We start from the raw sequence: 25,489 nt of genomic DNA on the forward strand, positions 1-25,489 counted from the left end.
CCGGACAGGACACCTAGGAACCGCTTGCCTTGAATTCACCGCTTGATGCCACTCCCGACGCGCGACGCGATGTCGCGTCCGCCGCGCGTGCCCGCGCGCCCGGCGACGGCGCGTATGCGCCGAGCCCACAGCGCGTCAATGAACTCGATGCCATCTTCGGCGAGGGCGGCCTGCTGTCGCGCGTGCTCGACGGCTACCGTTCCCGCGCGTCGCAGATCGAGATGGCGCGGGCCGTCGCCGCCGCGATGGAGGCGTCGGGCAAGTTGATGCCGGAGCCCGAGATCTTCGATACGCGCAAGCGTCCCGCGCGCCGCCTGACGGATGCGCCGGCCGGCGCGGCGGCGGCCGGGCAGGACGCCGCGGCCGACCAGGCCGACAACACGCTGATCGTCGAGGCGGGCACCGGCACCGGCAAGACCTACGCGTATCTCGTGCCGGCGATGCTGTGGGGTGGCAAGGTGATCGTGTCGACCGGCACGAAGCACCTGCAGGACCAGTTGTTCCAGCGCGACATCCCGACGGTGCGCGACGCGCTCGCCGTGCCGGTGTCGGTCGCGATGCTGAAGGGGCGCGCGAACTACCTGTGCCACTACTACCTGCAGCGCACGGCCGACAACGGCCGCCTGCCGTCGCGGCAGGATACCGCCTACCTGCAGGAGATCGTGCGCTTCGCGAAGATCACCCGCAGCGGCGACAAGGCCGAACTCGCGAGCGTGCCGGAGAACGCGCCGGTCTGGTCGATGGTCACGTCGACGCGCGACAACTGCCTCGGCCAGGAATGCCCGCACTACAAGGAATGTTTCGTGATGCAGGCGCGTCGCGAGGCGCAGCAGGCGGACGTCGTGGTCGTCAATCACCATCTGTTCTTCGCCGACATCATGCTGCGCGACACCGGCATGGCCGAGCTGCTGCCGAGCGCGAACACGATCATCTTCGACGAGGCGCATCAGCTGCCGGAGACGGCGACGCTGTTCTTCGGCGAGACGCTGTCCACCACGCAGTTGCTCGAACTCGCGCGCGATGCGGTGGCGGAAGGCCTGAGCCATGCGCGCGATGCGGTCGAATGGGTGAAGCTGGGCGGCGCGCTGGAGCGTGCTGCGCGCGATGTCCGGCTTGCCTTCGCCGACGATACGATCGTGCGGGTCGCGTTGTCCCAGCTCGACGGCGATCATCCGCTGTTCGCGGCGCTCGATGCGCTCGAGGCGGCGCTCGACGCGCTTGCCGCGGCGCTGGCCGGGCAGGCCGAGCGGGCGGAATCGCTGGGCGCGTGCCTGCGGCGCGCGCGCGAACTGCAGGATCTGCTGGCGGGCTGGGTTGTGCCGGAGGCTCCGGGCGCCGTCGCGTCGGGCGCCGCTGCGTCGGGCGCTGCCGAGGAGGCGCCCGCGGCGGAATCCGGCGATCCGAATGAAAAGGTGCGCTGGGTCGAGGTGTTCTCGCATACGGTGCAATTGCACGAGACGCCGCTGTCGGTCGCGCCGATCTTCGCGAAACAGCGCGCGGGCGTGCCGCGCGCCTGGATCTTCACGTCGGCGACGCTGTCGGTGCGCGGCGACTTCACCCATTACGCGGCGCAGATGGGGCTCAGCGCGCGGCGCTCGATGACGCTCGCGAGTCCGTTCGATTATCCGAACCAGGGTTTGCTGTACGTGCCGCGCAATCTGCCGCAGCCGTCGTCGCCCGCGTTCACCGACGCGGTGTTCGAGGCAGCGTGGCCGGCGATCGAGGCGGCGGGCGGCGGGGTCTTCATGCTGTGCACGACGCTGCGCGCGGTCGACCGGATCGCGAACCGATTGCGCGACGCGATCGAGTCGCGCGGCTGGTCGACGCCGCTGCTCGTGCAGGGCGACGCGAGCCGCACCGAGCTGCTCGACCGGTTCCGTGCGTACGGCAACGCGATCCTGGTGGGCAGCCAGAGTTTCTGGGAAGGGGTCGACGTGCGCGGCGACGCGCTGTCGCTCGTCGTGATCGACAAGCTGCCGTTCGCGCCGCCCGATGACCCGGTGCTTGCGGCGCGGCTCGAAGCGTTGACGAAGAAGGGCTTGAGCCCGTTCGCCGTGCACCAGCTGCCGCAGGCCGTGATCACGCTGAAGCAGGGCGCGGGCCGCCTGATCCGCGCGGAAACCGACCGCGGCGTGTTGATGATCTGCGATACGCGGCTCGTCGACAAGCCGTACGGCCGACGCATCTGGCAAAGCCTGCCGCCGTTCAAGCGCACGCGCGAGATCGAGGTGGTGCGCGAGTTCTTCACGGAGCGTCGCGCGGCCCAGGAGGCCTGAGCGGCGCTTCGCCCGGACGGCGGGCTGCCGTCAGAATTGCCACCAGGACTTCTTCGCGCCCGGCCGCGAGCGGCCGGTGACGTACGGGCTGTCCGGGAAGGTCGACGCGAGCACGCGCTTGGTGTCGTCGGCGAGCTGCGGCTGGTTCAGCTTCGTGTACGACAGCGTCATGATGTGCAGCGCGTCCTCGATCGCGGGCGCGTTCTTGTATTCCTTGATCGCGAGCTGCGCGCGGTTGATCGCGGCCACGTAGGCGCCGCGGCGATAGTAATAATCGGCCGCGTGCACTTCGTGCGAGGCGAGCGCGTTCACGATATAGCGCATCCGCGCGGCGGCGTCGGGTGCATACTTGCTCTTCGGAAAACGATCGACCACGACCTTGAACGCGTCGTACGACTCGCGCAGCGCCTGCGGGTCGCGCTCGCTCATGTCCTGGCCCGAGAACCGGCCGAACAGGCCCAGGTCGTCGTTGAAGTGGATCATGCCCTTCAGGTAGTACGCGTAGGGGATGTCCGGGTGATCCGGGTGCAGCTGGAGGAAGCGGTCGACGGCCTGGTCGGCTGCGGCCGGCTCGTTGTCCTTCCAGTTGCAGTAGGCGACGTTGATCTGCGCCTGTTGCGCGAAACGACCGAACGGGTCACGGCCCTGCAGCGATTCGAAGTACTTCGCGCACTTGCCCCAGTCGCCGCCCGTCAACGCATCCTGAGCCTCTGAGTATAATTTGTTGTTCGACCAGACAGCGGTCTCATCGCTCTTCTGCGGCAAACCGTGGCAGCCGGCGATGAGTGCGGCGGCCGCGGCCAGCGCAATCCAGCCGGCCACAGGTTTTGCCGCGCGTTTGGTCGAATTCATCATGGTGAATAGGGCTCGCATGTCCTAGCTTTAAGTCTCGGTGACCCAGTCTAAATGACCCGTTCAAGTTCATTGCATGCCCGGCCGGGCATGGCAAATAGCGACGATTATAGCCCAAGCGCCTCGTCGTCCAACGCTCCTTCCAGTGATTCGCTCGACGATGATCTGACGAGCGAAGCGCTGGAGGTGCGTCCCGCGCCGTCGTCCGACGGTGCGGCCGATACCGCGCCGCGCGTCGTCGAGGTTCCGCCGGCGTTGGCCGGCGAACGCCTCGACAAGGCGCTCGCCCAGCTTTTTCCTGAATTTTCGCGCAACCGGCTGCAAAGCTGGATCGATGCGCAGCGCGTGCGCGTCGACGGCGAACCCGCGCGGGTCCGCCAGCCGGTCCCGCTCGGCGCGACCATCGAGCTCGTGCCCGATCTGCTGCCCGAACAGCTCGCGTTCGCGCCGGAGCCGGTGCCGCTCACGATTGTCTACGAAGACGAGGCGCTGGTCGTCATCAACAAGCCGGCCGGCATGGTCGTGCACCCGGCGGCGGGCAACTGGAGCGGCACGCTGCTCAACGGGCTGCTGCATCGCTACGGCGACGCGGCGGCCGGGCTGCCGCGCGCGGGCATCGTGCACCGTCTCGACAAGGAGACCTCGGGGCTGATGGTGGTCGCGCGCACGCTGGCCGCGCAGACCGATCTCGTCCGCCAGTTGCAGGCCCGCACCGTGAAGCGCCGCTATTTCGCGCTCGTGTGGGGGCAGATGCCGGAGGACGGCACGATCGACGCGCCGATCGGCCGCGATCCGCGCGAGCGCACCCGCATGGCGGTGGTGACCGGTGCGTCGGGCAAACCGGCCCGCACGCATTTCCGCACCGTCGACCGGACGCTGTGGTCGCGCCAGCCGGTCTCGGCGATCCAGTGCGACCTGGAGACCGGGCGGACGCACCAGATCCGCGTGCATTGCGCGCATGTCGGTCATCCGCTGCTCGGCGATCCGGTCTACGGCCGCGCGCGCGGCAAGCGTTCGGTGACGCCGCTGCCGGACGGATTCGCGCGGCAGGCGCTGCATGCGTGGCGGCTCGGGCTCGTGCATCCGGTGAGCGGCCGCACGATGCAGTGGCGCTGTCCGCTGCCGGACGACATCGCCGCGCTGGTCGAGGCGCTCGGCTTCGGTCACGACGAAGCGGAATTCGGCGACGACGACGCGGTCTATGAGGATGATTTCGACGCGGCGCGCCTGGACGGCGAGCCGTATCCCGACGACGAGGATGGCCGACCATGACGATGTTGCCCGCGCTGACGCCCGCCGATTGCCTGCAGCCCGACTGGCAGGCGCCGCCGCGCGTGCGCGCGCTGGTGTCGACCCGCGCGGGCGGCGTGAGCCTGCCGCCGTACGGCCGCTGGCAGGAGGGCATCGCGCTGCCGGGCGGCCTGAACCTGGGCCTGCACACCGGCGACGATCCCGCGCACGTCGAGGCGAACCGCGCGCGGCTTCTCGCGCTGACCGGCCAGCCGCGCGCCGCGTGGCTCGAGCAGGTGCACGGCGTCGAGATCGTGCGGGCCGATGCGGCGCTGGCCGCCGCGCCCGATGCGCCGCCGCCGCACGCCGATGCGAGCGTGACCGACACGCCGGGCGTCGTGTGCGTCGTGATGGTGGCCGATTGCATGCCGGTGCTGCTGTGCGACGACGCGGGGCGGGCGGTGGGCGCCGCGCACGCGGGCTGGCGCGGGCTCGTGTCGGGCGTCATCGAGCGCACCGCGCAGCGCGTCGCCGCGCTCGCGGGCGTGCCGCCCGAGCGCCTGCATGCCTACCTCGGCCCGGCGATCGGGCCGACGGCATTCGAGGTCGGGCAGGAGGTGCGCGCGGCATTTCTCGAGGCCGCGCCGCTCGCCGAGCACACGGCCACCGCGCGCGCGTTCGTCGCGCATGACGCGGCGCACGACAAATATTTCGCGCATCTCGCGGCGCTCGCGCGCCTGCGCCTCGCCCGCCTCGGCGTGACGCAGGTGAGCGGCGGCGATCTCTGCACGGTGACGGCGCGCGAGCGCTTCTACTCGTACCGTCGCGACCGCGTGACGGGCCGCATGGCGGCGCTGATCTGGCTCGCGGATTGAGTGCGTTCGCGAACGGGGCCAATCGGGCTGGTTTGTTGCAATTCCCAACGGTATGCGAACGATATTTTTGCTGCACTGCGCAGTTCGATTTTCGCGCGCGCTTCGCTTACACTGCCCGCTTCGATGACGTGCCGCGAAGCCTCGTGTGGCCTTGCGTTCGCCATTTTCCGCGGGTTTTCCGAACCGGCGGGCCGATCGTTGATTGACGTCACAGGTCACATGGGGAAAACGATAATGATAAAACTACCGCACTGCGTCAGAATCTGGAGGAAATACTCCAGAGCATGACGGCCCGCCCGGCGCAACCGTCTGCGGGATGAGGGCGGTACGCGGCTCGAGCAGGATTTCCAGGAAACCCGCGCAGGTATCACCGGTAATGCAGGTATGACAGCACCGAAAAAATCGTCGACATCCCCCGAGGCCGATCGCACCCACGGTAAGCAGTCCGCCGATCCGGCGGCGCAGCAGATGCAGCAGATCTTCGAGACGTGGCTGGGCGCTTGGGCGCGCGCCGCCGAGAGCGGGCGCGCCGCATCCGGCGCCGCTGCCGGGCCGTCGCCGTTCGGCGCCGCCGCGTTTCCGTTCGCGCCGCCGGCCCCCGCCGACTGGGCGGGCGCGACCGGGCCGCTCGCGGCGTTCAAGCTGCCGGTCGCCACGATTCCGCCCGCGCGCCTGCAGCAGCTGCAGACCGATTACTCACAGGAATGCGCGGCGCTGATCCGCCAGTCCACGGCGACGACGCTCGAAGCGCCCGAGCTGAAGGACCGCCGGTTCAGCGCGGATGCCTGGAAGGCGTCGCCCGCGCACGCGTTCGCGGCGGCCTGGTATCTGCTGAACGCGCGCTACCTGCAGGCGCTGGCCGATGCGGTCGAGACCGATGCGAAGACGCGCGAGCGGATCCGCTTCGCGGTGCAGCAATGGACGGCCGCGACCTCGCCGAGCAATTTCCTCGCGCTCAATCCCGACGTGCAGAAGAACCTGCTCGACACGCAGGGGGAGAGCCTGCGCCTCGGCATGATGAATCTGCTCGGCGATTTGCAGCGCGGCAAGATTTCGCAGACGGACGAGTCGCAATTCGTGGTCGGCCGCAATCTCGCCACGACCGAGGGCGCGGTCGTGTTCGAGAACGACCTGATCCAGCTGATCCAGTACAAGCCGCAGACGCCGACCGTGTTCGAGCGGCCGCTCCTGATCGTGCCGCCCTGCATCAACAAGTACTACATCCTCGATCTGCAGCCCGAGAATTCGCTGGTTGCGCACGCGCTCTCCAGCGGCCATCCGGTCTACCTGGTGTCGTGGCGCAACGCGGACGCCTCGGTGGCGCACAAGACCTGGGACGACTACATCGACGAAGGGATGCTCACCGCGATCGACGTGGTCCGCGAGATCAGCGGCCGTGAGCAGATCAACGCGCTCGGCTTCTGCGTCGGCGGCACGATGCTGGCAACCGCGCTCGCGGTGTTCGCCGCGCGCGGCGAACACCCGGTCGCCTCGATGACGCTCCTGACCGCGATGCTCGATTTCAGCGACACGGGCGTGCTCGACGTGTTCGTCGACGAGGCGCACGTGCAGATGCGCGAGCAGACCATCGGCGGCAAGCATGGCGGCAAGCCCGGGCTGATGCTCGGCGTCGAGTTCGCGAACACGTTCTCGTTCCTGCGCCCGAACGATCTCGTTTGGAACTACGTCGTCGACAACTATCTGAAGGGGCGCACGCCGGCGCCGTTCGACCTGCTGTACTGGAACGGCGACTCGACGAGCCTGCCGGGGCCGATGTACGCGTGGTATCTGCGCCATACCTATCTCGAGAACCAGCTGCGCGAGCCGGGCGCGCTGACGGTGTGCGGCGAGCCGGTGGACCTGTCGCGCATCGACGTGCCGACCTTCATCTACGGCTCGCGCGAGGATCACATCGTGCCGTGGCCGACCGCGTACGCGTCGACCTCGCTGCTGACGGGGCCGCTCAAGTTCGTGCTCGGCGCATCGGGCCACATCGCGGGCGTGATCAACCCGCCTGCGAAGAACAAGCGCAGCTATTGGACTCATGACGCGGAGGCGCGCGCCTTGCCGGCCACGGCCGACGAATGGTTCGACGGCGCGACCGAGCATCCGGGCAGCTGGTGGCCCACCTGGATCGACTGGCTCGATCCGTTCGGCGGCCGCAAGGTGAAGGCGCGCACCCAATTGGGCTCGGCGCGCCACCCGGTCGTCGAGCCGGCGCCGGGTCGGTACGTACTGCAGCGGAATTGACGAATCGCGGAACGGGGCGCACGCTCATGGCGTCCTTGCTTGGAATTTTTAACAGGGTGAATCGCGGCGCGCCGCGTCGCGCCGGGCCCGGAGGGTGGTGAAATGACTGACGTAGTGATCGTATCGGCCGCGCGCACCGCGGTCGGCAAGTTCGGCGGTTCGCTCGCGAAGATCGCGGCGCCCGAGTTGGGCGCCGCGGTGATCAAGGCGGTCCTGGAACGCGGCGGCGTGAAGCCGGAGCAGGTCAGCGAAGTGATCCTCGGCCAGGTGCTGACCGCGGCGTCGGGCCAGAATCCGGCACGGCAGGCGGTGATCAAGGCCGGCCTGCCGACCGCGGTGCCCGCGATGACGATCAACAAGGTCTGCGGCTCCGGCCTGAAGGCCGTGATGCTCGCGGCGAACGCGATCATCTCGGGGGATGCCGAGATCGTGATCGCCGGCGGCCAGGAAAACATGAGCGCGGCGCCGCACGTGCTGCCGGGTTCGCGCGACGGCTTCCGGATGGGCGACGCGAAGCTCGTCGACAGCATGATCGTCGACGGCCTGTGGGACGTCTACAACCAGTACCACATGGGCATCACCGCGGAAAACGTCGCGAAGGAGTACGGCATCAGCCGCGCGGAACAAGATGCGTTCGCCGCGCTGTCGCAGAACAAGGCGGAGGCCGCGCAGAAGGCGGGCCGCTTCGACGACGAGATCGTGCCGGTCGAGATTCCCCAGCGCAAGGGCGAGCCGGTGCGCTTCGCGACCGACGAGTTCGTGCGCCACGGCGTGACGGCGGAATCGCTCGCGGGCCTCAAGCCGGCGTTCGCGAAGGACGGCACGGTGACGGCCGCGAATGCGTCCGGCCTCAACGACGGCGCGGCCGCCGTGCTCGTGATGTCGGCGAAGAAGGCCGAGGCGCTGGGCCTCAAGCCGCTCGCGCGGATCAAGGCGTTCGCGAACGCGGGCGTTGATCCGAGTGTGATGGGGATCGGCCCCGTGCCGGCGTCGCTGCGCTGCCTGGAGCGCGCGGGCTGGACGCCCGGCGATCTGGACCTGATGGAAATCAACGAGGCGTTCGCCGCGCAGGCACTGGCGGTGAACCAGCAGATGGGCTGGGATACCTCGAAGATCAATGTGAACGGCGGCGCGATCGCGATTGGCCATCCGATCGGCGCATCCGGTTGCCGGATTCTCGTGACGCTGTTGTACGAAATGCAGAAGCGCGATGCGAAACGGGGTCTTGCATCGCTGTGCATCGGCGGCGGGATGGGTGTTGCGCTGGCCGTCGAGCGTCCGTGACGAATGCCGGCCGCGCGGTTTCCTTGACGGAGGCGGCGCAGCCGGAACGCAGGCGAGGAAAGAGGGTTGCCGCTCGGCGCTTCTCAAAACGATAATGGAGTGATGTTTATGTCTCAGCGAATTGCTTACGTAACGGGCGGGATGGGCGGCATCGGCACCAGCATCTGCCAGCGCCTCCACAAGGATGGCTTCAGGGTGGTCGCGGGCTGCGGCCCGAGTTCGCCGCGGCGTACGAAGTGGATCGAGGACCAGAAAGCGCTGGGCTTCGATTTCGTGGCATCCGAGGGCAACGTCGGCGACTGGGACTCCACCAAGCAGGCGTTCGACAAGGTCAAGGCCGAGGTCGGCGAGGTCGACGTGCTGGTCAACAACGCCGGCATCACGCGCGACGTCGTGTTCCGCAAGATGACGCACGAGGATTGGACGGCCGTGATCGACACGAACCTCACGAGCCTCTTCAACGTCACGAAGCAGGTGATCGACGGCATGGTCGAGCGCGGCTGGGGGCGGATCATCAACATCTCGTCGGTGAACGGCCAGAAGGGTCAGTTCGGTCAGACCAACTACTCGACCGCGAAGGCCGGCATCCACGGCTTCACGATGTCGCTCGCGCAGGAAGTGGCGACGAAGGGCGTGACCGTCAACACGGTGTCGCCGGGCTATATCGGCACGGACATGGTGAAGGCGATCCGCCCGGACGTGCTCGAGAAGATCGTCGCGACGATTCCGGTGCGGCGGCTCGGTTCGCCCGACGAGATCGGCTCGATCGTCGCGTGGCTGGCGTCCGAGGAGTCCGGGTTCTCGACCGGCGCCGATTTCTCGCTGAACGGCGGCTTGCATATGGGCTGAGCCATGCGGCCGGCCGGCGCTCGCCGGCCGGTGCGTGGTTCGGGTGGTTCCGGGTACGCGTCGCCGAGCGGTTGGCGGCGCGTCGTCACTGCGCTGCGCTGGCGCTCAAAGGCGTTACATGACCAATACAAAGAAGACGGCCGAACGGCTCATCAAGAAATATCCGAATCGCCGGCTGTACGACACGGAGACAAGTACCTACATCACGCTGACCGACGTCAAGCAGCTCGTGCTCGAGCAGGAAGACTTCAAGGTGATCGACGCGAAGAGCAACGAGGACCTGACGCGCAGCATCCTGTTGCAGATCATTCTCGAGGAAGAGAGCGGCGGCGTGCCGATGTTCTCGTCGTCGATGTTGTCGCAGATCATCCGTTTCTATGGCCATGCGATGCAGGGCATGATGGGCACCTACCTGGAGAAGAATATCCAGGCGTTCATCGATATCCAGAACAAGCTGGCCGACCAGTCGAAGAACCTCTACGACACCAACGCGATGAATCCGGAGGTCTGGTCGCAGTTCATGAACATGCAGGCGCCGATGATGCAAGGGATGATGACCAGCTACATCGAGCAATCGAAGAACATGTTCGTGCAGATGCAGGAGCAGATGCAGAGTCAGGCCAAGTCGATGTTCAACGCGTTCCCGTTCCAGCAGCCGGGGCCGGGCGAGCCGGAAAAGAAGTAAAGAAGTAAATCCGCGAGTCGGCGGCGCGCGCGATATCGCCGCGCCGGCTGGCAGGCGTTCGCGTCTTCCGTTTATTCCCCGCTGTCGTTGCGAGCGACCGCCGCGCCGTCCGGCGCGGCTGCGTATGTCGCGCGACTGCGCGTCGCGGTGCCGTTCCAGGTGGTCCCCCACCGTCCCCCGAACCCGTTGTGCCGACCCGGCGCGCGACCCCGCGCTGCATCGGGATCACTCGCGCGCCGCCGTTCCCGCTCAAGCACGAGCGCTGTGGCGCGTCCGAACGCGCGCCGCGCGGCGGCTTTGTTCGCCGGGCGCCGTGGGAATCGCCGTGTATTGCCAGGTCACGGTCGCGCCGGGATTCGGATAGGTGGTGTCCGCGCCGCTCGCGGATGAAACGCCGTTGACGAGCAGTTCCCAGTAGTACTGCGCACCGTTCGAGAGACCGGCGATGCTTTCGACCTCGTAGCCCAGGTAGCCGGGATACTGCGCCGATTCACTGTATCCGTAGTACTCGAGCGTGAAGAGGAACGGATCGGCCGTGCTGGCCGTTTGTCCCAGCACGAAGGCCTGTTCCAGCAATTGCCGGGCGCTGACCTCCAATGAAAACGGTACCGCGTACTCGAACAGCTGATGGTTCTGGTTGTCGATCGCGCGCACGGTGATCGGGCGGTATGCGGACATGGTCTGCCTCGTTATCGGATGAGCGATGCAATCAGCTTAGGAAACCGTGGCCGGAATCACAATGTGACGGTGGCGTAAGCCGGTGAACCGGTCGCAGGCCCGACGGCGTTACACCACGGATTCGACCTTGCCGCTCGCCAGGCGGTAAACCCCGCCGACGATCTTCAGCGTTCCCGCCTCGCTCGCGTTCCGGATGATGGACGAATGCGCACGCAGGCCGGCCATGCTGTCGCGGACGTTCTGCACGATGGCCGCATCGAGCAGATGCGGCGCGTCACGGTGCTTGACCTTGTCTACCGCCGGCACGAGCGACTCGGCAAGCGACTGGATCTTCCCAGGGTAGGTCGCGCCCTGCGTCACGACCTTGACCGCCGCCTCCACAGCGCCGCATTGGTCGTGGCCGAGCACCAGAATGGCCGGAATCGTCAGAACCGCAACGGCGTACTCGAGGCTGCCCAACACGTCGTCGTTGACGAAATTGCCGGCGACGCGCGTGACGAAGAGATCGCCTCGGGCGCTGTCGAATGCATATTCCGGCGCGATGCGCGAATCTGCGCAACCGAGCACGGCGGCGAACGGGTTTTGTCCGCCGCGCAGCGCTTCCCGCTCGTGCACGAAATCATGACGGCGCGTCACGCCCGCCACGTAGCGGGCGTTGCCCTCCATCAGGCGCTTGATCGCATCGTCGGGAGAGACGGCGTTCTGCGGCTTCGGCGCGGACGCCTTGTCGTCCGCGGCAACCGCGGCGCGGTTGGGAAGCGCGCCGGCAAGCGCAGCCGCAATGGCTGTCCCGCCCGTCGTGCGCAGAAAGCGACGGCGCGTCGATATGATCGTCTTCGGTGTGCAGGATATCGAATCACACATGGGGCAGGCTCCGGGGCAACATGATTGGAAAGGGCGACGAGATGACGAGGCATTATGCGTGTCGTCGGCGGAATCCCCAATCGATGCGCGTGCACGCGCGTGAGAGATCGAGGGACAGCCGCGTACCTGCGGGTGCGGTTGTCGGTGTGATGCGCGTCTTTTGCCGAGGCGGCGTACGGGACGGGGCGACATGTCGGTCGCTTCAATTTGAAGCACGCGCCCGATGCTTCGAGAATCGCTTGACGCGCGAACCGGGGCGATGCGGAATGACGGCGTAGTTGAACGAGCATGACGGGCTCGCGGCGGGGAGCAGTCGACGAGCCGCGACTGGCTGCTACGGTTCGATCGATTGCGATCGATCGTGCGTGTCGAGGGCTTCCCGGTGTTCCGTCCTCGCCTCCGGGACCCTGCGCAAGCGTTTCCAGGCCAATGGCGGGGGGGCGCCGGCAAGCGTGCGTGGTCGCTGAATGCGGCGTCGTTTTGAGCACCGCGCCCCGCGCAATATCGTCCCGCGTGAGAACCGTGTGCCTCCAAACTTTCGCGTCGGTCGGCCACACAGGGCAAAATACGGGTTTTGCGCCCTCGCGAGGGGGGCGGAAAGGCACACACCGACGGTGTTGCGCGTGTCCACGCCCGTGCCCGCCGCCCAGGCAAGACCGCTCGCCGTGTCGCGAGCCCACCGGAGTCCACGTTTCATGCCCGAATCCAATCTGTCCTTCTTCGGCAGGCTGTCGCTTGCCGTTGGTGCGTTCTTTTCCGTGCTCGGCAACCGCGAGTTCGCCGCCGGCGTGCAGCGCGTGCGCGATGGCGCTTCCGCTTCCGCGCAACCGGCGCCGGCCGCCGCGCCCGTGAAGCCCGCCGCGCCCGAACTGCACGAGGCAAGCCCGCAGGCCGCGCTGCAACTGCTCGGCCTGTTGCAACGCGACGCGCGTTTCCTCGACTTCGTCGAGGAAGACATCGCCGCTTATGCGGACGCCGAGATCGGCGCGGCCGCGCGGCTCGTGCACGACGGTTGCCGCGCCGCGCTGCGCGAACACTTCACGATCGTCCCGGTGCGCGACGAGGCCGAAGGCAGCCGCGTGACGCTGCCGGCCGGCTTCGACGCGACGGCGGTGCGCGTGACCGGCAACGTCGTCGGCGCGGCGCCGTTCACCGGCACCGTCAGCCATCGCGGCTGGCGCGTGGCCGAGGTGCGCCTGCCCAAGCTGACCGGCAGCCACGACGCGTCGGTGATCGCGCCGGCGGAGGTGGAGCTGTGAGCGATTCCCGTTATTCGATCGGCATCGATCTCGGCACCACGCACTGCGCGCTGTCCTACGTCGATTGCGCGGCAAGCGACGGCGAGAAGCTCGCGCAACACGTGCTGCCGATCGCGCAGCTGACCGCGCCCGGCGCGCTCGAATCGCGCGATCTGCTGCCGTCCTTCCTCTACCTGCCGCATGAGAGCGAACTGGCCCAGGGCGACCTGACCTTGCCGTGGACCGCCTCGCGCGATTTCGCGGTGGGCGAGATGGCGCGCAGCCGCGGCGCGGGCACGCCGATCCGTCTCGTGTCGAGCGCGAAGAGCTGGCTGTGTCATCCGGGCGTCGATCGCCGCGCGGCGATCCTGCCCGGCGATGCGCCGCCCGAGGTGTCGCGCGTGTCGCCGCTCGAAAGCGCGATCCGCTATCTGACCCACTTGCGCGAAGCCTGGGATCACGCGCATCCGGATGCGCCGTTCGCCGACCAGGATGTGACGGTCACGATTCCCGCGTCGTTCGATCCGGCCGCGCGCGAGCTGACGGCCGAGGCCGCACGCGCCGCCGGCTATTCGCGCATGGCGCTGCTCGAGGAGCCGCAGGCGGCGCTTTACAGCTGGATCCAGAAAAGCGAGGGCGGCTGGCGCAAGCAGGTGCGGATCGGCGACCTGATCCTGTGCGTCGACGTCGGCGGCGGCACGACCGATCTGTCGCTGATCGCGGTCGTCGAGCGCGACGGCAATCTCGAACTGCACCGTGTCGCGGTCGGCGAGCACATCCTGCTCGGCGGCGACAACATGGACCTCGCGCTCGCGCACGTCGTCGCGCGCAAGCTCGCGGCGCAAGGCACGCAGGCGGATCCGTGGCAGCTGCGCGCGCTCACGTACGCGTGCCGCGCCGCGAAGGAAACGCTGTTGTCCGATGCGTCGACCGACGCGGTGCCGCTCGTCGTGCCGAGCCGCGGCTCGAAGCTGATCGGCGGTTCGATCCGCACCGAGCTGACCCGCGCGGAACTCACGCAGACGATTCTCGACGGCTTCTTCCCGCAGGTCGACGCGGCCGCGCGACCGGCCAGCCGCGCGCGCGCCGGTCTCACGCAGCTGGGTCTGCCGTATGCGCAGGACGCCGGGATCACGCGTCACCTCGCGGCGTTCCTCGGCCGTCAGGTGGCGGCGCTCGACTCACTGGAAGGCGTCGGGCGCGCGCTGCCTCAGGGCGCGACGTTCCTGCCTCCGACGGCGGTGCTGTTCAACGGCGGCGTGTTCAAGTCGGCGCTGCTCACGCAGCGCGTGCTCGATACGCTGAACCATTGGCTCGCGGCCGAAGGCGCGGCGCCGGCCCGTCTGCTCGACGGCGCGGATCTCGATCTCGCGGTCGCGCGCGGCGCCGCGTACTACGGCTTCGTGAAGCGCGGCCGCGGTGTGCGGATCCGTGGCGGCACGGCCCGCGCGTACTACGTCGCGGTCGAATCGGCGATGCCCGCGGTGCCCGGGCTGGAGCCGCCGGTGCAGGCGCTGTGCGTCGCGCCGTTCGGGATGGAGGAGGGCACGACCGCGGCATTGCCGCCGCAGGAGTTCGGCCTCGTCGTCGGCGAGCCCGTGCATTTCCGCTTCTTCGGTTCGTCGGTGCGCCGCCAGGATCAGGTCGGCGCCTTGCTCGACTACTGGTCGCCGGAGGAGCTGCAGGAACTCGAGGAAATCCAGGCGACGCTGCCGGCCGACGGCCGCACCGTCGGCGAGATCGTGCCGGTGAAGCTGCGCGCGCACGTGACCGAAACGGGCACGCTCGAACTCGAAGCGATCCCGAGCGGCACCGATGAACGCTGGAAGGTCGAATTCGACGTGCGCGGCGCCATTTGAGCCGATGAAACGCTATACGATCGGCATCGATCTCGGCACGAGCAATACGGTCGTCGCGTATGTCGCGCCGGGTTCGGATGCGATTCGGGTGTTCGACATCGCACAACTGGTCGGGCCGGGGGCGGTCGGCGCGTCGCCGCTGCTGCCGTCGGCGCGCTATCACCCGGCGCCCGGCGAGCAGGCGCCGGACAGCCTGCGGCTGCCCTGGCAGGCGCGCAATGAGATGCCGGCCGCCGTGATCGGGCGGTTCGCGCGCACGCTCGGCGCGCAGGTGCCGGGCCGGCTCGTCACCAGCGCGAAGAGCTGGCTGTCGCATGCGGCGGTCGACCGCCTCGCGCCGATTCTTCCGTGGGGCGCGGCGGAGGGCGTGGCCAAGGTCTCGCCCGTCGAGGCGAGCGCGAGCTATCTGGCCCACGTGCGCGCCGCATGGGATGCGCATTTTCCGGCTGCGCCGCTGGCGGCCCAGGACGTGATCCTCACGGTGCCCGCCTCGTTCGACGACGGCGCGCGCGCGCTCACGGTCGAGGCCGCGCGCCGCGCGGGGCTGCCGTCGCTGCGCTTGCTCGAAGAACCGCAGGCGGCCTTCTACGACTGGCTTTACCGGCATCGCGCGAGCTGGCGCGATGCGCTCGCGGACGCCCGGCGCGTGCTGGTCTGCGATGTCGGCGGCGGCACGACCGATCTGACGCTGATCGACGTGACGCTGCGCGACGACGGCGAGCCCGTGTTGACGCGCACGGGCGTCGGCAATCACCTGATGCTGGGCGGCGACAACATGGACCTCGCGCTCGCGCGGCTCGTCGAGCCGCGCTTGAGCGAGCCCGGCGCGCGGCTGTCGGCCGCGCAGCTGTCGCAACTGGTCGAGCGCTGCCGCGCGGCGAAGGAACGGCTGCTCGGCGACGACGCGCCCGAGGCGGTCACGCTCACGCTGCTCGGCGCGGGCAGCCGGCTCGTCGGCGGCGCGCGCTCGGCGGAACTGACGCGGCAGGAAGTCGAACAGATCGTCGTCGACGGATTCTTCCCGCCGGCCGCGTCCGGCGATCTGCCGCGCCGCGCGCGCGGCGCGATCGTCGAGTTCGGCCTGCCGTATGCGAGCGACGCGGCGATCACGCGGCACGTGGCCGCGTTCCTGGCGCGCCATGCGGAAGGCCCGTTGCCCGACACGGTGCTGCTCAACGGCGGCGTGTTTCGCGCGGGCGCGCTGGCGGGGCGCCTCACGGGCATGCTCGGCGCGTGGCGCGGCCAGCCGCTCACGGTACTGCACAACGATCAGCCCGACATCGCGGTCGCGCGCGGCGCGGTCGCATATGGCCTGGCGCGAGACGGGCACGCGCCGCGCGTCGGCGGCGGCTCGCCGCGCAGTTATTTCCTCGTGCTCGATGCCGACGGCGAACCTGCGCGCGGCGTGTGCCTGCTGCCGCGCGGCACCGAAGAGGGGCGCGAGATCCCGCTGGCGGATCGCGTATTCGCGCTGCGCCTCGGGCAGCCGGTGCGCTTTCACCTCGTGTCGACGGTGGTCGAGACCGTGTATCGCCCCGGTGAGATCGTCACGCTCGACGACGGCGATTTCATCAGGCTGCCGCCGATCGCGACGGTGGTCGGGCGACGGGGCGCCTCCGCCGCGCACGAGACGCCCGTGACGCTCGCGACGTCGCTGACCGAAGTCGGCACGCTCGACATGCATTGCATCGCGACGGACGATCCCGCGCAGCGCTGGCGGCTCGAATTCCTGCTGCGCGGCGAGGCCGCCGCGTCCGGCGAGCGGGATGAGCCGGCGCGTCATCCCCGGCTGGATCAGGCGATCGAATTGATCGAGCGTTCGTTCGGCGACCGCGCGGCGGGCGTCGATCCGAAAGACACGCGCCGGCTGCGCGCCCAACTCGAGCAATTGCTTGGGCCGTGCGAGGACTGGGACGTCGTGCTCGCGCGCGCGTTGTTCGATGTGCTGCTGGCGCGCGCACGGCGGCGCAGGCGCTCGGCCGATCACGAGCGCGTGTGGTTGAACCTCGCGGGACACTGCATGCGTCCGGGCTTCGGGCATCCGCTCGACGCGTGGCGCATCGAACAGCTGTGGCCCTTGTTCGACGACGGTATCCAGTACGTGAAGAGCGCCCAGGTGTGGTCCGAATGGTGGACGCTGTGGCGGCGCGCGGCGGGCGGGCTCGAGACGGAGGCGCAGCAGCAGGTTCGCGACGCGATCGCGTTTCTCGAACCGGTCGAGGGCAAGACCCGCGAGTTGCCATTCGATCTGGACAAGATCGGCTTGCCGGACATGATGCGCTTGTCGGCCTCGCTCGAACGTTTGCCGGTCGAACGCAAGATCGCGCTTGCCGAGCGGTTGGTCGCGGCGTTGAGCAAGGCGGGCGAGCGTGCGCTGGGCGCGTGGGCGCTCGGTCGCGTCGGCGCCCGCCGGCCGTTCTATGGCAGCGCGCACGGTGTGGTGCCGGCCGAGGTGGTGGGCGGCTGGCTCGATGCGCTGTTCGCGCTCGACTGGAAGCAGGTGGAACCCGCTGCGTTCGCGGTCGTGCAGATCGCCCGGATGACGGGCGATCGCGTGCGCGATGTGCCGCCGGCCACGCGCGAGGCGGTGATTCAGCGGCTCGCGGCGGCGCATGCGCCCGCCGCATGGATCGGCATGGTGCGCGAGGTGGTGGAACTGGACGCGGCCGATACGGCGAGGGTGCTGGGCGAATCGTTGCCGGCGGGGTTGAAGCTGATCGCCGGGTGAGGGCGCGCGCCGGCGCGAGGGCAGGGCGCGGCAAGAGGCGGATGGCTCAGACCGATGCGGCATCGTGCTCCGCACGATCGCCGCGCGCCCTTGCGGCGTATCACCTGAGCGTGGATTCAAACCGGTCGGTCGCAACCTCCTGTCCTTGGGAATCCTGGCATAGACGGCCGGCGCGTCGTCATGCGATCCACGTCCTCGGAGCCGGTCGGCCGGCCGTGCAGTTTGCCCGCCGAATATAGGAAAACGTGAACGATGCGTACGCGTTGACGATAACCGGGGTAACGGTCGCCCCCGTTTTCACATACTGTGCCTCGAATGGAATCGTAACGATCTCGCCGTTGCGGGCCTGTCCGGCGCACCATTGATGCTGTTGCCGATCGCCGGGGAGTCGGGGCCGAGGTGGATCGGTGTTGCATCGTTCTACCGAAACGGTCGCTCAGTCGCGAGTCGATCCAAGGCGGGTGCCGGTGTACTGCCGGGCAGATCGCGCGGCACGGCTCGGCGGCGCGTGCCTGACGCCGAGCGTGGCGTCGCATCGCCCTAGATCGTGCCTGTCTTGCAAATACCGCTGAGGTTCTGCAGGTCGCCGGCGCGACGCGTGCGCTCCTTGACCGGTAATTCGTATGCGATGCGGCAGATCGAGCGTGCATCGTCGCCCCATTGAACCGTGAGCTCTCCCTTGTCCTGCAGGCCGCGTACGAGCAACTTGCTGCCCTGGCCGACGACGCCGAGATCCGTCCCGCTCTCGTCGACAACAGCCGCGCCGAACGGCAAAGGCGTGCCGTCTGCCTTGCGCGCCGCGATCAGCGCCGAACGCCCCGTGTCGGTGTCGAACTTGAGCAGCGGCACGGCGCCGGCGCGTGGCGCGATTTGCCGGCTCGTTTCCTTCAGTTCGACGTCCATCGAGATGCCCTTCGGATCGATCTCGACCGTATTCAGGTTGTACGGGGTGAGATAAGGCACGATCGCGTAGCCGCGGCCGTCGACCCGCACCCCGGACGCGTTCGTGATCCGCGCGCCTTCCGCGCCCTTCGCCTCGACGATGCCGAATGTTTCGGACAGCGGCTGCGACAGCGTGATGCCGCCCTGGTGGGCGACCGCGGCGCCGCGAATGGACAGCGAACCCTGCTGGTAGGTCGAACTGCCGCCGGCGCTGACATTGAGCTCGGCGACGCGCGCCCGGTACGTGAGGCTGCCGTTGCCGTCGGTGCTCGCGCTGCCCTGGCCGCTCATGTAGTTGGCCCCGACGCTGTACGACAACGCGTTGTCGACGCCGAGCGAGCCGGACAGCATCGACTGCACTTGCGTGCTGCCTTGCGTGTTGCGCGAGACGTTGCTCGTCACCATCGTCGAGCCGGACTTGCCGAGCGGGATCGTGACGCTCGCGTAATACAGCGTGCTCATGTCGCCGCCGGCATTGCGCTGCCGCGTGGCCGACAGGCCGTATGAAATATTCCGGAAGGCATTGTTGTAGCCGACCGCGTAGCTGACGTCCGAACCGCCGCGGTTCCAGTAGTTTGATGCCGCGGCGGTCACGCTTAGTTGCCCACCCTTGTCGCCGAGCCGCTGGCTCAGCATCAGCGATGCGCGGTTGCGCTGCCGCCAGACGGTATCGACGGAGAACCCGTCGCGTACGGCGCTGCGCGTGTTCATCGCATCGTTGAGGTTGAAATAGCCGTTGGTCGAATAGCGATACGCGGCGATGGAGACGTTGGTGCCGGTCGGCGTGATGGATTTCGCATAGCTGATGCGCAGGCTCGACCCGCTGAAACGCTTCACGCCCGGCACCGATGTCGTGGCCTGCGTGAAGTCGACGCCGATTGCGCCCAGCCGCGTATTGAGCGCGCTGCCCAGCATCGCGGAGGCATAGCCGGCGGCAACCGTGACGCCGGCGTAGCCGGTCAGCAGATTCGTCAGGCCACGCTGGTACGTCGCCTGCATGAACAGCGGGTTGCTCGAATTCTGCTGGCTGCGCAATGCGCCCGCCACGAAGCTGTAGCGCTGGATGCCGGGCCGCAGCGACAGCGGAACGGCCGCGTAGGGCACCGTGAACGTATGCTCGGACCCATCCGCTTCCAACACGGCCACACGCAGGTCGCCGCCATAGCCGGTCGGGTAGAGGTCGTTGATCTCGAACGGCCCCGGCGAGACGGTTGTTTCGTACAGCGTGACGCCATTCTGGCTGATCTTCACCTTCGCGTTGCTGTTCGCCACGCCGCGCACGACGGGCGCGTAGCCGCGCAGCGAGTCGGGCAGCATCCGGTCGTCGGTCGACAGGCGCACGCCGCGGAACTGCGTCGTATCGAACAGCTCGCCGGACGTATACGTTTCGCCAAGCACGAGCTGGGACGACAGCGACGGCAGGTCGCGCTGCACGTAGGTCGAAATGTTCTGGTAATGGCTGCCGTTGCGCTCCGACCACGACAGTGAACCATTGTGACGGAAATGCCAGTTGCCGAGATTGACGCCGCTGTTCAGCCCGAGATAGCCCTGCGTGTCCGCGCTGCTGCCCTTGATCTTCGAGCTGTAGACGTTCAGGTTGTAGTCGAGCATGCCGACGGGCACCCCCGAATCCCATTGGTCGCGGCTGACATAGCCGCGTGCACGGCGGTCGATGAATGCCTGCGGGATGCTGAGCGTGAGGCGCTGTTCGCTGAAGTCGAACAGCGCGCTCGCTTCGGGGATAACCTGATCGATCCGGCGACATTCGCCCTGGGTGACGATCGCGGCGGTGGTTTCGGCGGGCAGCTTTGAGAAATTTACGCCGATGCGGCGCAACTGCGCTTCGTCGAAACAGGGTTGCGCCTCGGACGCGCCGGGCGTGGTCTTGAATTCGACGTCGAAGCGTCCCGCCCAGCTTTCCCCGACGAAGAGGTCGACGCTGTAGGCGCCCGGTGACGCAAAGTTGCCGCGTTCGAAGCGCCGGATGTCGACCGACTGCCCGACGCCGTTGTTCAGGAAGTTGGGGTCGAACTGAACCTGCGCGAAGCGCGCGTCGGGGACGCCGGCCTGTGCGACCTGCATCGCGTCCGTTTCCGCTTGGGGCGGTTGCAGGTCGCTCGCGTGGGTGTTGCCGGCCCAGGCGGCCAGACTGGACAGCACGAACGCATACATCGGCTTGGTCCGAGGCAGGCGGGCGGCGCTCCGATGAGCATGTCGGGTCGAGGGCGGCAAATTCATTAATCAGGAATCCTATTCTGAATACCAGGGGCGAGCGTGGAAGCGCGAAGGCTGAGTGCCGTTGGCGTGAGACGCGTTGTCGATCCGGGTGGCGTCGAAGCGGAACGGCCGGCGACGTTCGGGCGGCGCCCGGACAGGATCAGCCGAGCACCGGTGCGGCGCTACCGCATCGATACGGGGGCTTCATTGTTGATCGATGCCCCCCAGTCGTTGATGCTGCTGAACTGGACCTTCGCGTCCGCGGCGGGCGGCGCGCCAAGCTTCGCGACCGGGAATGCCTGCGTGCCGCCGGGGAGCACGTAGCCGGCGCCGGCGTCGTAGCGCTGGCCGCCGGAATGGAGCTGCACGCTGCCGATGTTGACGACATAGGGCGTCGGGTTGGTCGCCTTGAGTGCGTAGAGGCCGTCCGCACCGTGCTCGACTTGCCAGCGAACCTGTGCCGGCGCCAGGAGTGCGCTGCCCGGCAGCCCCTTCGGGCGATACATGATCTTGACGCGCGAGCGGAACGCGACCTGGAGCTGATTGCGCGCGGCGTCGCCGGTGAGCTTCGGCGGAATTTCCAGCACGTTGAGCCAGAACAGCGATTCCTTGTCGGCGGGAAGCGGCTCGTTCGTATAGATGATCCGCAAGGTCTGACCTTTTTGCGGCTCCATCCGGAACATCGCGGGCGTGAGCGTGAACGGCACGTTGATGGAATCAGGCGATGCATGCGCGTCGCCGTTGTCGATCCAGGCCTGGACCAGCGCGGGAGCCGCGCCTTCGTTCGTGAGCTTGACCGTCGCTTCGCGTTCGTCGCCGGGAAAGACGAGGCGGGTGCCGGAGATCACGACGCTCGCGCAGGCTTGCGACGCAATCAAGACGGAGGCCAGGGCGATGACCTTGAGCGATTTGGCGATGGCGTTCATGATGACTCGGAGGGGTGGTGGGGGATGGATATCGACGGACAGGGGGCCGGCGGCGTGCGGCGCACGCCGCCGGGGCCTTCCGCGCGGGAAGGCCCGCTACGAGGAGGCTTACGGATAGACGAGCGAGTACTGGACGTAGGAGTTCGCCGAGCCGCCGGTTACCGCGCCCGTCGCCAGGTATTCGGCGAAGAAGTTCAGTTCGGCAGTACCGTCGGAGTCGATCGAGACGACCTGCGAGTTCTGGTCCGGCGAGTTCGCGCCGACCTTGATCGGGTCCTGCTTGTCGTTCAGGATCTGCAGCACGACGTTCTTGGCTTCGGGCGTGTCGACCGAACCCTTGTCGAGCGCCAGCTTGCCGTCCGTGGTCACGTTGGTCGCGTTTTCGAACGTGACCTGGACCTTGGTCGGGTTGCCCTTCGAGTCCTCTGAATCCACCGCGCAGCCCGTCAGCTTGAAGCCGAACCCGGTGCGGCCGGACACGGCGCCCGACGTGTTCAGCGCGCCCGTGCTCACCGTGGGCAGCACGACCGACTTGTTCGTCGTGGCGCCGGCATCCTTGCCATCGATCTTGCAGGTTCCGGCCGTGACGTTGCCGGTGAACGTGATCGTGCCGTCCGACGCGTGAGCCGCCGATGCGAGGCTGAGCCCCGCCGCGGCCAGGAGCGTCGAAATGAGTTTGGTGCTTGTTGCGAGTTTCATTGTGTTGATCTCAGACGTTGGTTGATGATGTGAAACGCGCAGACATCATTCGCCGTTTGAGCGAAATCTGATGGGGTGCGATTCGGGATTGATTATCGGAATCTTCCGCTGAGCGGGAAATTTGACTTGAACGAAGTTTGATGATTTATATTCATTCAAGTACTAAAGCGGAATGGCGCGCTGCCGCGCCCCAGCCGCCGCATGACGTTTCGCACGCGGGGAGCGGCATCGCGTCGGTTCTCATCCGGAAGTCGGCGATTCGAATTTCGAGTCTCGCGAGACCCGGTGTCGCCCTCGTGGATCGATCGCGAATCTGTGGTTCAGGGCGCGGGAGTTTAAGTTCAACGACGAGCGTGCGACTGACGAAGAAATGGACGCGATCAGAGACGCGATTCGGATGTTTCTCGATCTGTAGCACGGCAACGGCGTCGCTCGGCGCGGTTTTTTATCGCAGTGGGCCGTGTCAGTTCGCGTCGGGGTTGATCAGCGGCCAGGCCCGGGCTGGGCCCGCTGCGGAACATGACGGGCTGCGGGCAGCGCATAAGTTGAATGCCCGCCGCTCAAATTTCGCCAGGAGCGATGTGGCGTCGGCGCAGGTTGGAACAGGTAAAATGCCGCCCAACAACGGTTTCGTCTCTCAGGGGGCCGTTTCTACCCCACATCCGGAAGCATCAGTGAAAAATTCTTCAGAATCAAAGGCCAAGGCTGCTCACGGCCCCCGAATCGGCATGGTCAGCCTTGGTTGCCCCAAGGCGCTGGTCGACTCCGAGCAGATCATCACCCAGCTGCGCGCGGAGGGCTATGAAATCTCCGGCACCTACGACGGCGCCGACCTCGTCGTCGTCAACACCTGCGGCTTCATCGACGAAGCGGTGCAGGAAAGCCTCGACGCGATCGGCGAGGCGCTGACCGAGAACGGCAAGGTCATCGTCACCGGCTGCCTCGGCGCGAAGAAGAGCGCGAGCGGTTCGGGCCTCATCGAGGAGGTGCATCCGAAGGTGCTGGCCGTCACCGGCCCGCACGCGCTCGGCGAGGTCATGCAGGCGGTGCACAGCCACCTGCCCAAGCCGCACGATCCGTTCGTCGATCTGGTGCCGCCCGCGGGCATCAAGCTCACGCCGCGCCACTACGCGTACCTGAAGATCTCCGAGGGCTGCAACCACCGCTGCACGTTCTGCATCATCCCGTCGATGCGCGGCGATCTCGTGTCGCGCCCCGTCGCCGAAGTGATGCTCGAAGCGGAGAACCTGTTCAAGTCCGGCGTGAAGGAGCTGCTCGTGATCTCGCAGGACACGAGCGCGTACGGCGTCGACGTGAAGTACCGCACGGGCTTCTGGAACGGCAAGCCGATCAAGACCCGCATGACCGACCTGGTCGCCGCGCTCGGCGAACTCGCCGCGCACTACGGCGCGTGGGTGCGCCTGCACTACGTGTACCCGTATCCGAGCGTCGACGAGGTGATTCCGCTGATGGCCGAGGGCCCGTTCAAGGGGCACGTGCTGCCGTATCTCGACGTGCCGTTCCAGCACGCGCATCCGGACGTGCTCAAGCGCATGAAGCGCCCCGCCAACGCGGAGAAGGTGCTCGAGCGCGTGAAGGCCTGGCGCGACATCTGCCCGGACCTGACGATCCGCAGCACCTTCATCGCCGGCTTCCCGGGCGAGACCGAGGCGCAGTTCGAGACGCTGCTCGACTTCATCCGCGAAGCCGAACTGGACCGGGTCGGCTGCTTCGCCTACTCGCCCGTCGAGGGCGCGACCGCGAACGAGCTCGACGGCGCCTTGCCCGACGAGGTGCGCGAGGAGCGTCGCGCGCGCTTCATGGAGGTCGCGGAGGAGGTGTCCGCCGCGCGCATCGAGCGCAAGGTCGGCCAGACCCTCAAGGTGCTCATCGACGAGGTCAACGACGAGGGCGGCATCGGCCGCACCGCGGCCGATGCGCCGGAAATCGACGGCGTGGTCTATGTCGAGCCGGCGGCCAAGGCGTCGAAGCGCTACAAGGTGGGGGATTTCGTGTCGGTCCGCATCACCGGCGCCGACGGCCACGATCTCTGGGGCGAGGTCTGAACGATGACGACAATGCGGCTGGACGGCGCGCCCGAGATTCTCGCGCTCGGCGAGGCGATGGTCGAGTTCAACCAGTCGCGTCCCGGCGCGCCTGACTATCTGCAGGGCTTCGGCGGCGATACGTCGAACTTCTGCATCGCCGCCGCGCGGCAGGGCGCGCGCACGGGCTTCGTGTCCGCGGTCGGCGACGATCATTTCGGCCGCCTGCTGCGCGATCTGTGGCAGCGGGAACAGGTCGACGCCACTCATGTGAAGATCGACGGCGGCGCGCCGACCGGGGTGTATTTCGTGTCGCACGGCGCGCACGGCCATCAGTTCGATTATCTGCGCGCGGGCTCCGCCGCGAGCCGCTACGCGCCGCGCGACCTGCCGCTCGACGCGCTCGCCGCCGCGCGCGTCGTGCACCTGTCGGGCGTGAGCCTCGCGATCGGCGCAAGTGCGTGCGACGCCGCGTTCGCGGCGATCGAGCATGCGCGCGCGCAGGGCGCGCAAGTGAGCTTCGACACCAATCTGCGCCTGAAGCTGTGGCCGTTGCCGCGCGCCCGCGCGGTGATGCGCGAAGCCCTGCGCCATACCGACATCTGCCTGCCCAGCTGGGACGACGTGACGGCGTTGACGGGCCTCGACGACCGCGATGCGATCGTCGACGCGCTGCTCGCGCTCGGCGCGCGCATCGTCGCGCTGAAGCTCGGCAGGGAGGGCGCGTATGTCGCGACGCCCGACGCGCGGCGTCTCGTGCCGGGGCAGGTGGTCGAGGCGGTCGACGCGACCGGGGCGGGCGATTGTTTCGGCGGGGCGTTCGTCGCGCGGATCGTCGCGGGCGACGATCCGTTCGCGGCGGCGCGTTATGCGAACGCGGCCGCCGCGTTGTCGACGCGCGGCTTCGGCGCGGTTGCGCCGATTCCGACCCGGGCGGCGGTCGAGGCGTGGTTGACCGCGTGATGCCGCGGCTCTTGGCGCGGCGGCGATGT

Annotated in this window: 18 protein-coding genes; 12 read left to right on the plus strand and 6 right to left on the minus strand. The window is 67.9% G+C overall.

Features of this window, described 5'->3' with window-relative positions; translation table 11 throughout:
* The first annotated feature begins 29 nt into the window (after positions 1-29).
* Positions 30-2,276 (plus strand): DNA repair helicase YoaA, encoded by a 2,247-nt coding sequence (gene yoaA, locus AC1RQF_RS07330; RefSeq protein ID WP_492871645.1) that lies wholly within the window; start codon positions 30-32, stop codon positions 2,274-2,276.
* Positions 2,277-2,306: 30 nt separating this feature from the next.
* Here the strand turns inward: yoaA and AC1RQF_RS07335 are convergent, their stop codons facing one another.
* Entirely contained in the window at positions 2,307-3,131 is an 825-nt protein-coding gene (locus AC1RQF_RS07335) for an outer membrane protein assembly factor BamD (protein ID WP_274002942.1), read from the minus strand.
* A gap of 51 nt (positions 3,132-3,182) precedes the next feature.
* On the opposite strand from AC1RQF_RS07335, the gene AC1RQF_RS07340 reads away from it, so the two are divergent.
* The 6 genes from AC1RQF_RS07340 to phaR all read left to right on the plus strand — a co-directional run bounded on the left by AC1RQF_RS07340 (position 3,183) and on the right by phaR (position 10,301).
* The gene (locus tag AC1RQF_RS07340; RefSeq protein ID WP_274002943.1) at positions 3,183-4,400 is read left to right on the plus strand and encodes an RluA family pseudouridine synthase; all 1,218 of its coding nucleotides are present in this window, start codon (positions 3,183-3,185) and stop codon (positions 4,398-4,400) included.
* Positions 4,397-5,233: a peptidoglycan editing factor PgeF gene (gene pgeF, locus AC1RQF_RS07345; protein WP_274002945.1), complete on the plus strand. Its 837-nt coding sequence runs from the start codon at positions 4,397-4,399 to the stop codon at positions 5,231-5,233. Before AC1RQF_RS07340 ends, pgeF begins: the two co-directional genes overlap by 4 nt.
* A 468-nt stretch (positions 5,234-5,701) precedes the next feature.
* The gene (gene phaC, locus AC1RQF_RS07350; RefSeq protein WP_274004295.1) at positions 5,702-7,483 is read left to right on the plus strand and encodes a class I poly(R)-hydroxyalkanoic acid synthase; all 1,782 of its coding nucleotides are present in this window, start codon (positions 5,702-5,704) and stop codon (positions 7,481-7,483) included.
* A 102-nt stretch (positions 7,484-7,585) separates the two neighbouring features.
* Complete coding sequence (locus tag AC1RQF_RS07355) at positions 7,586-8,767, plus strand: acetyl-CoA C-acetyltransferase (RefSeq protein WP_274002947.1); 1,182 nt, start codon at positions 7,586-7,588, stop codon at positions 8,765-8,767.
* A 108-nt stretch (positions 8,768-8,875) separates the two neighbouring features.
* Positions 8,876-9,616 carry a 3-ketoacyl-ACP reductase gene (locus AC1RQF_RS07360; RefSeq protein WP_252982938.1) on the plus strand — a complete coding sequence of 247 codons (741 nt, stop codon included), beginning with the start codon at positions 8,876-8,878 and terminating at the stop codon, positions 9,614-9,616.
* A gap of 118 nt (positions 9,617-9,734) precedes the next feature.
* Complete coding sequence (gene phaR / locus AC1RQF_RS07365) at positions 9,735-10,301, plus strand: polyhydroxyalkanoate synthesis repressor PhaR (RefSeq protein WP_274002950.1); 567 nt, start codon at positions 9,735-9,737, stop codon at positions 10,299-10,301.
* A gap of 249 nt (positions 10,302-10,550) precedes the next feature.
* On the opposite strand, the gene AC1RQF_RS07370 is transcribed toward phaR, so the two are convergent.
* On the minus strand, positions 10,551-10,979 hold the full coding sequence (locus AC1RQF_RS07370) for a DUF4430 domain-containing protein (protein ID WP_274002952.1): 429 nt from the start codon (positions 10,977-10,979) through the stop codon (positions 10,551-10,553).
* Between the two features lie 108 nt (positions 10,980-11,087).
* Positions 11,088-11,843 (minus strand): carbonic anhydrase, encoded by a 756-nt coding sequence (locus AC1RQF_RS07375; RefSeq protein WP_492871646.1) that lies wholly within the window; start codon positions 11,841-11,843, stop codon positions 11,088-11,090.
* Between the two features lie 695 nt (positions 11,844-12,538).
* Here AC1RQF_RS07375 and AC1RQF_RS07380 point away from each other — a divergent pair.
* From AC1RQF_RS07380 to AC1RQF_RS07390, 3 genes are read left to right on the plus strand one after another with little or no spacing between them, the layout of a single operon-like run.
* Positions 12,539-13,102: a DUF2760 domain-containing protein gene (locus tag AC1RQF_RS07380; RefSeq protein WP_274002957.1), complete on the plus strand. Its 564-nt coding sequence runs from the start codon at positions 12,539-12,541 to the stop codon at positions 13,100-13,102.
* Positions 13,099-14,940: an Hsp70 family protein gene (locus tag AC1RQF_RS07385; protein ID WP_274002959.1), complete on the plus strand. Its 1,842-nt coding sequence runs from the start codon at positions 13,099-13,101 to the stop codon at positions 14,938-14,940. Before AC1RQF_RS07380 ends, AC1RQF_RS07385 begins: the two co-directional genes overlap by 4 nt.
* Positions 14,941-14,944: 4 nt before the next feature.
* Positions 14,945-17,668, plus strand: coding sequence for an Hsp70 family protein (locus AC1RQF_RS07390; protein WP_492871647.1), 2,724 nt, complete (start codon positions 14,945-14,947; stop codon positions 17,666-17,668).
* A gap of 540 nt (positions 17,669-18,208) precedes the next feature.
* Here the strand turns inward: AC1RQF_RS07390 and AC1RQF_RS07395 are convergent.
* The 3 genes from AC1RQF_RS07395 to AC1RQF_RS07405 form a co-directional block, all read right to left on the minus strand.
* Positions 18,209-20,782, minus strand: a complete 2,574-nt coding sequence (locus AC1RQF_RS07395) for a fimbria/pilus outer membrane usher protein (RefSeq protein WP_492871648.1) — start codon at positions 20,780-20,782, stop codon at positions 18,209-18,211.
* A gap of 227 nt (positions 20,783-21,009) precedes the next feature.
* Positions 21,010-21,753, minus strand: a complete 744-nt coding sequence (locus AC1RQF_RS07400; RefSeq protein WP_274002963.1) for a fimbrial biogenesis chaperone — start codon at positions 21,751-21,753, stop codon at positions 21,010-21,012.
* A gap of 108 nt (positions 21,754-21,861) precedes the next feature.
* Complete coding sequence (locus AC1RQF_RS07405; RefSeq protein ID WP_274002965.1) at positions 21,862-22,452, minus strand: fimbrial protein; 591 nt, start codon at positions 22,450-22,452, stop codon at positions 21,862-21,864.
* A gap of 674 nt (positions 22,453-23,126) precedes the next feature.
* Between AC1RQF_RS07405 and rimO the strand changes: the two genes are divergently transcribed.
* Both rimO and AC1RQF_RS07415 read left to right on the plus strand, forming a co-directional pair.
* Positions 23,127-24,518: a 30S ribosomal protein S12 methylthiotransferase RimO gene (gene rimO, locus AC1RQF_RS07410; protein WP_492871649.1), complete on the plus strand. Its 1,392-nt coding sequence runs from the start codon at positions 23,127-23,129 to the stop codon at positions 24,516-24,518.
* A gap of 12 nt (positions 24,519-24,530) precedes the next feature.
* The gene (locus AC1RQF_RS07415) at positions 24,531-25,460 is read left to right on the plus strand and encodes a sugar kinase (protein ID WP_492871713.1); all 930 of its coding nucleotides are present in this window, start codon (positions 24,531-24,533) and stop codon (positions 25,458-25,460) included.
* Positions 25,461-25,489: the final 29 nt, after the last annotated feature.

Source organism: Burkholderia sp. GW821-FHT14F03, assembly GCF_058803765.1.

Bases quoted from the DNA above. Each gene is read 5' to 3' on its own strand.
- AC1RQF_RS07335 (WP_274002942.1), bottom strand. From the start codon at position 3,131: ATGATGAATTCGACCAAACGCGCGGCAAAACCTGTGGCCGGCTGGATT.
- AC1RQF_RS07340 (WP_274002943.1), top strand. From the start codon at position 3,183: ATGACCCGTTCAAGTTCATTGCATGCCCGGCCGGGCATGGCAAATAGC.
- pgeF (WP_274002945.1), top strand. From the start codon at position 4,397: ATGACGATGTTGCCCGCGCTGACGCCCGCCGATTGCCTGCAGCCCGAC.
- phaC (WP_274004295.1), top strand. From the start codon at position 5,702: ATGCAGCAGATCTTCGAGACGTGGCTGGGCGCTTGGGCGCGCGCCGCC.
- AC1RQF_RS07355 (WP_274002947.1), top strand. From the start codon at position 7,586: ATGACTGACGTAGTGATCGTATCGGCCGCGCGCACCGCGGTCGGCAAG.
- AC1RQF_RS07360 (WP_252982938.1), top strand. From the start codon at position 8,876: ATGTCTCAGCGAATTGCTTACGTAACGGGCGGGATGGGCGGCATCGGC.
- phaR (WP_274002950.1), top strand. From the start codon at position 9,735: ATGACCAATACAAAGAAGACGGCCGAACGGCTCATCAAGAAATATCCG.
- AC1RQF_RS07370 (WP_274002952.1), bottom strand. From the start codon at position 10,979: ATGTCCGCATACCGCCCGATCACCGTGCGCGCGATCGACAACCAGAAC.
- AC1RQF_RS07375 (WP_492871646.1), bottom strand. From the start codon at position 11,843: ATGTGTGATTCGATATCCTGCACACCGAAGACGATCATATCGACGCGC.
- AC1RQF_RS07380 (WP_274002957.1), top strand. From the start codon at position 12,539: ATGCCCGAATCCAATCTGTCCTTCTTCGGCAGGCTGTCGCTTGCCGTT.
- AC1RQF_RS07390 (WP_492871647.1), top strand. From the start codon at position 14,945: ATGAAACGCTATACGATCGGCATCGATCTCGGCACGAGCAATACGGTC.
- AC1RQF_RS07395 (WP_492871648.1), bottom strand. From the start codon at position 20,782: ATGTATGCGTTCGTGCTGTCCAGTCTGGCCGCCTGGGCCGGCAACACC.
- AC1RQF_RS07400 (WP_274002963.1), bottom strand. From the start codon at position 21,753: ATGAACGCCATCGCCAAATCGCTCAAGGTCATCGCCCTGGCCTCCGTC.
- AC1RQF_RS07405 (WP_274002965.1), bottom strand. From the start codon at position 22,452: ATGAAACTCGCAACAAGCACCAAACTCATTTCGACGCTCCTGGCCGCG.
- AC1RQF_RS07415 (WP_492871713.1), top strand. From the start codon at position 24,531: ATGCGGCTGGACGGCGCGCCCGAGATTCTCGCGCTCGGCGAGGCGATG.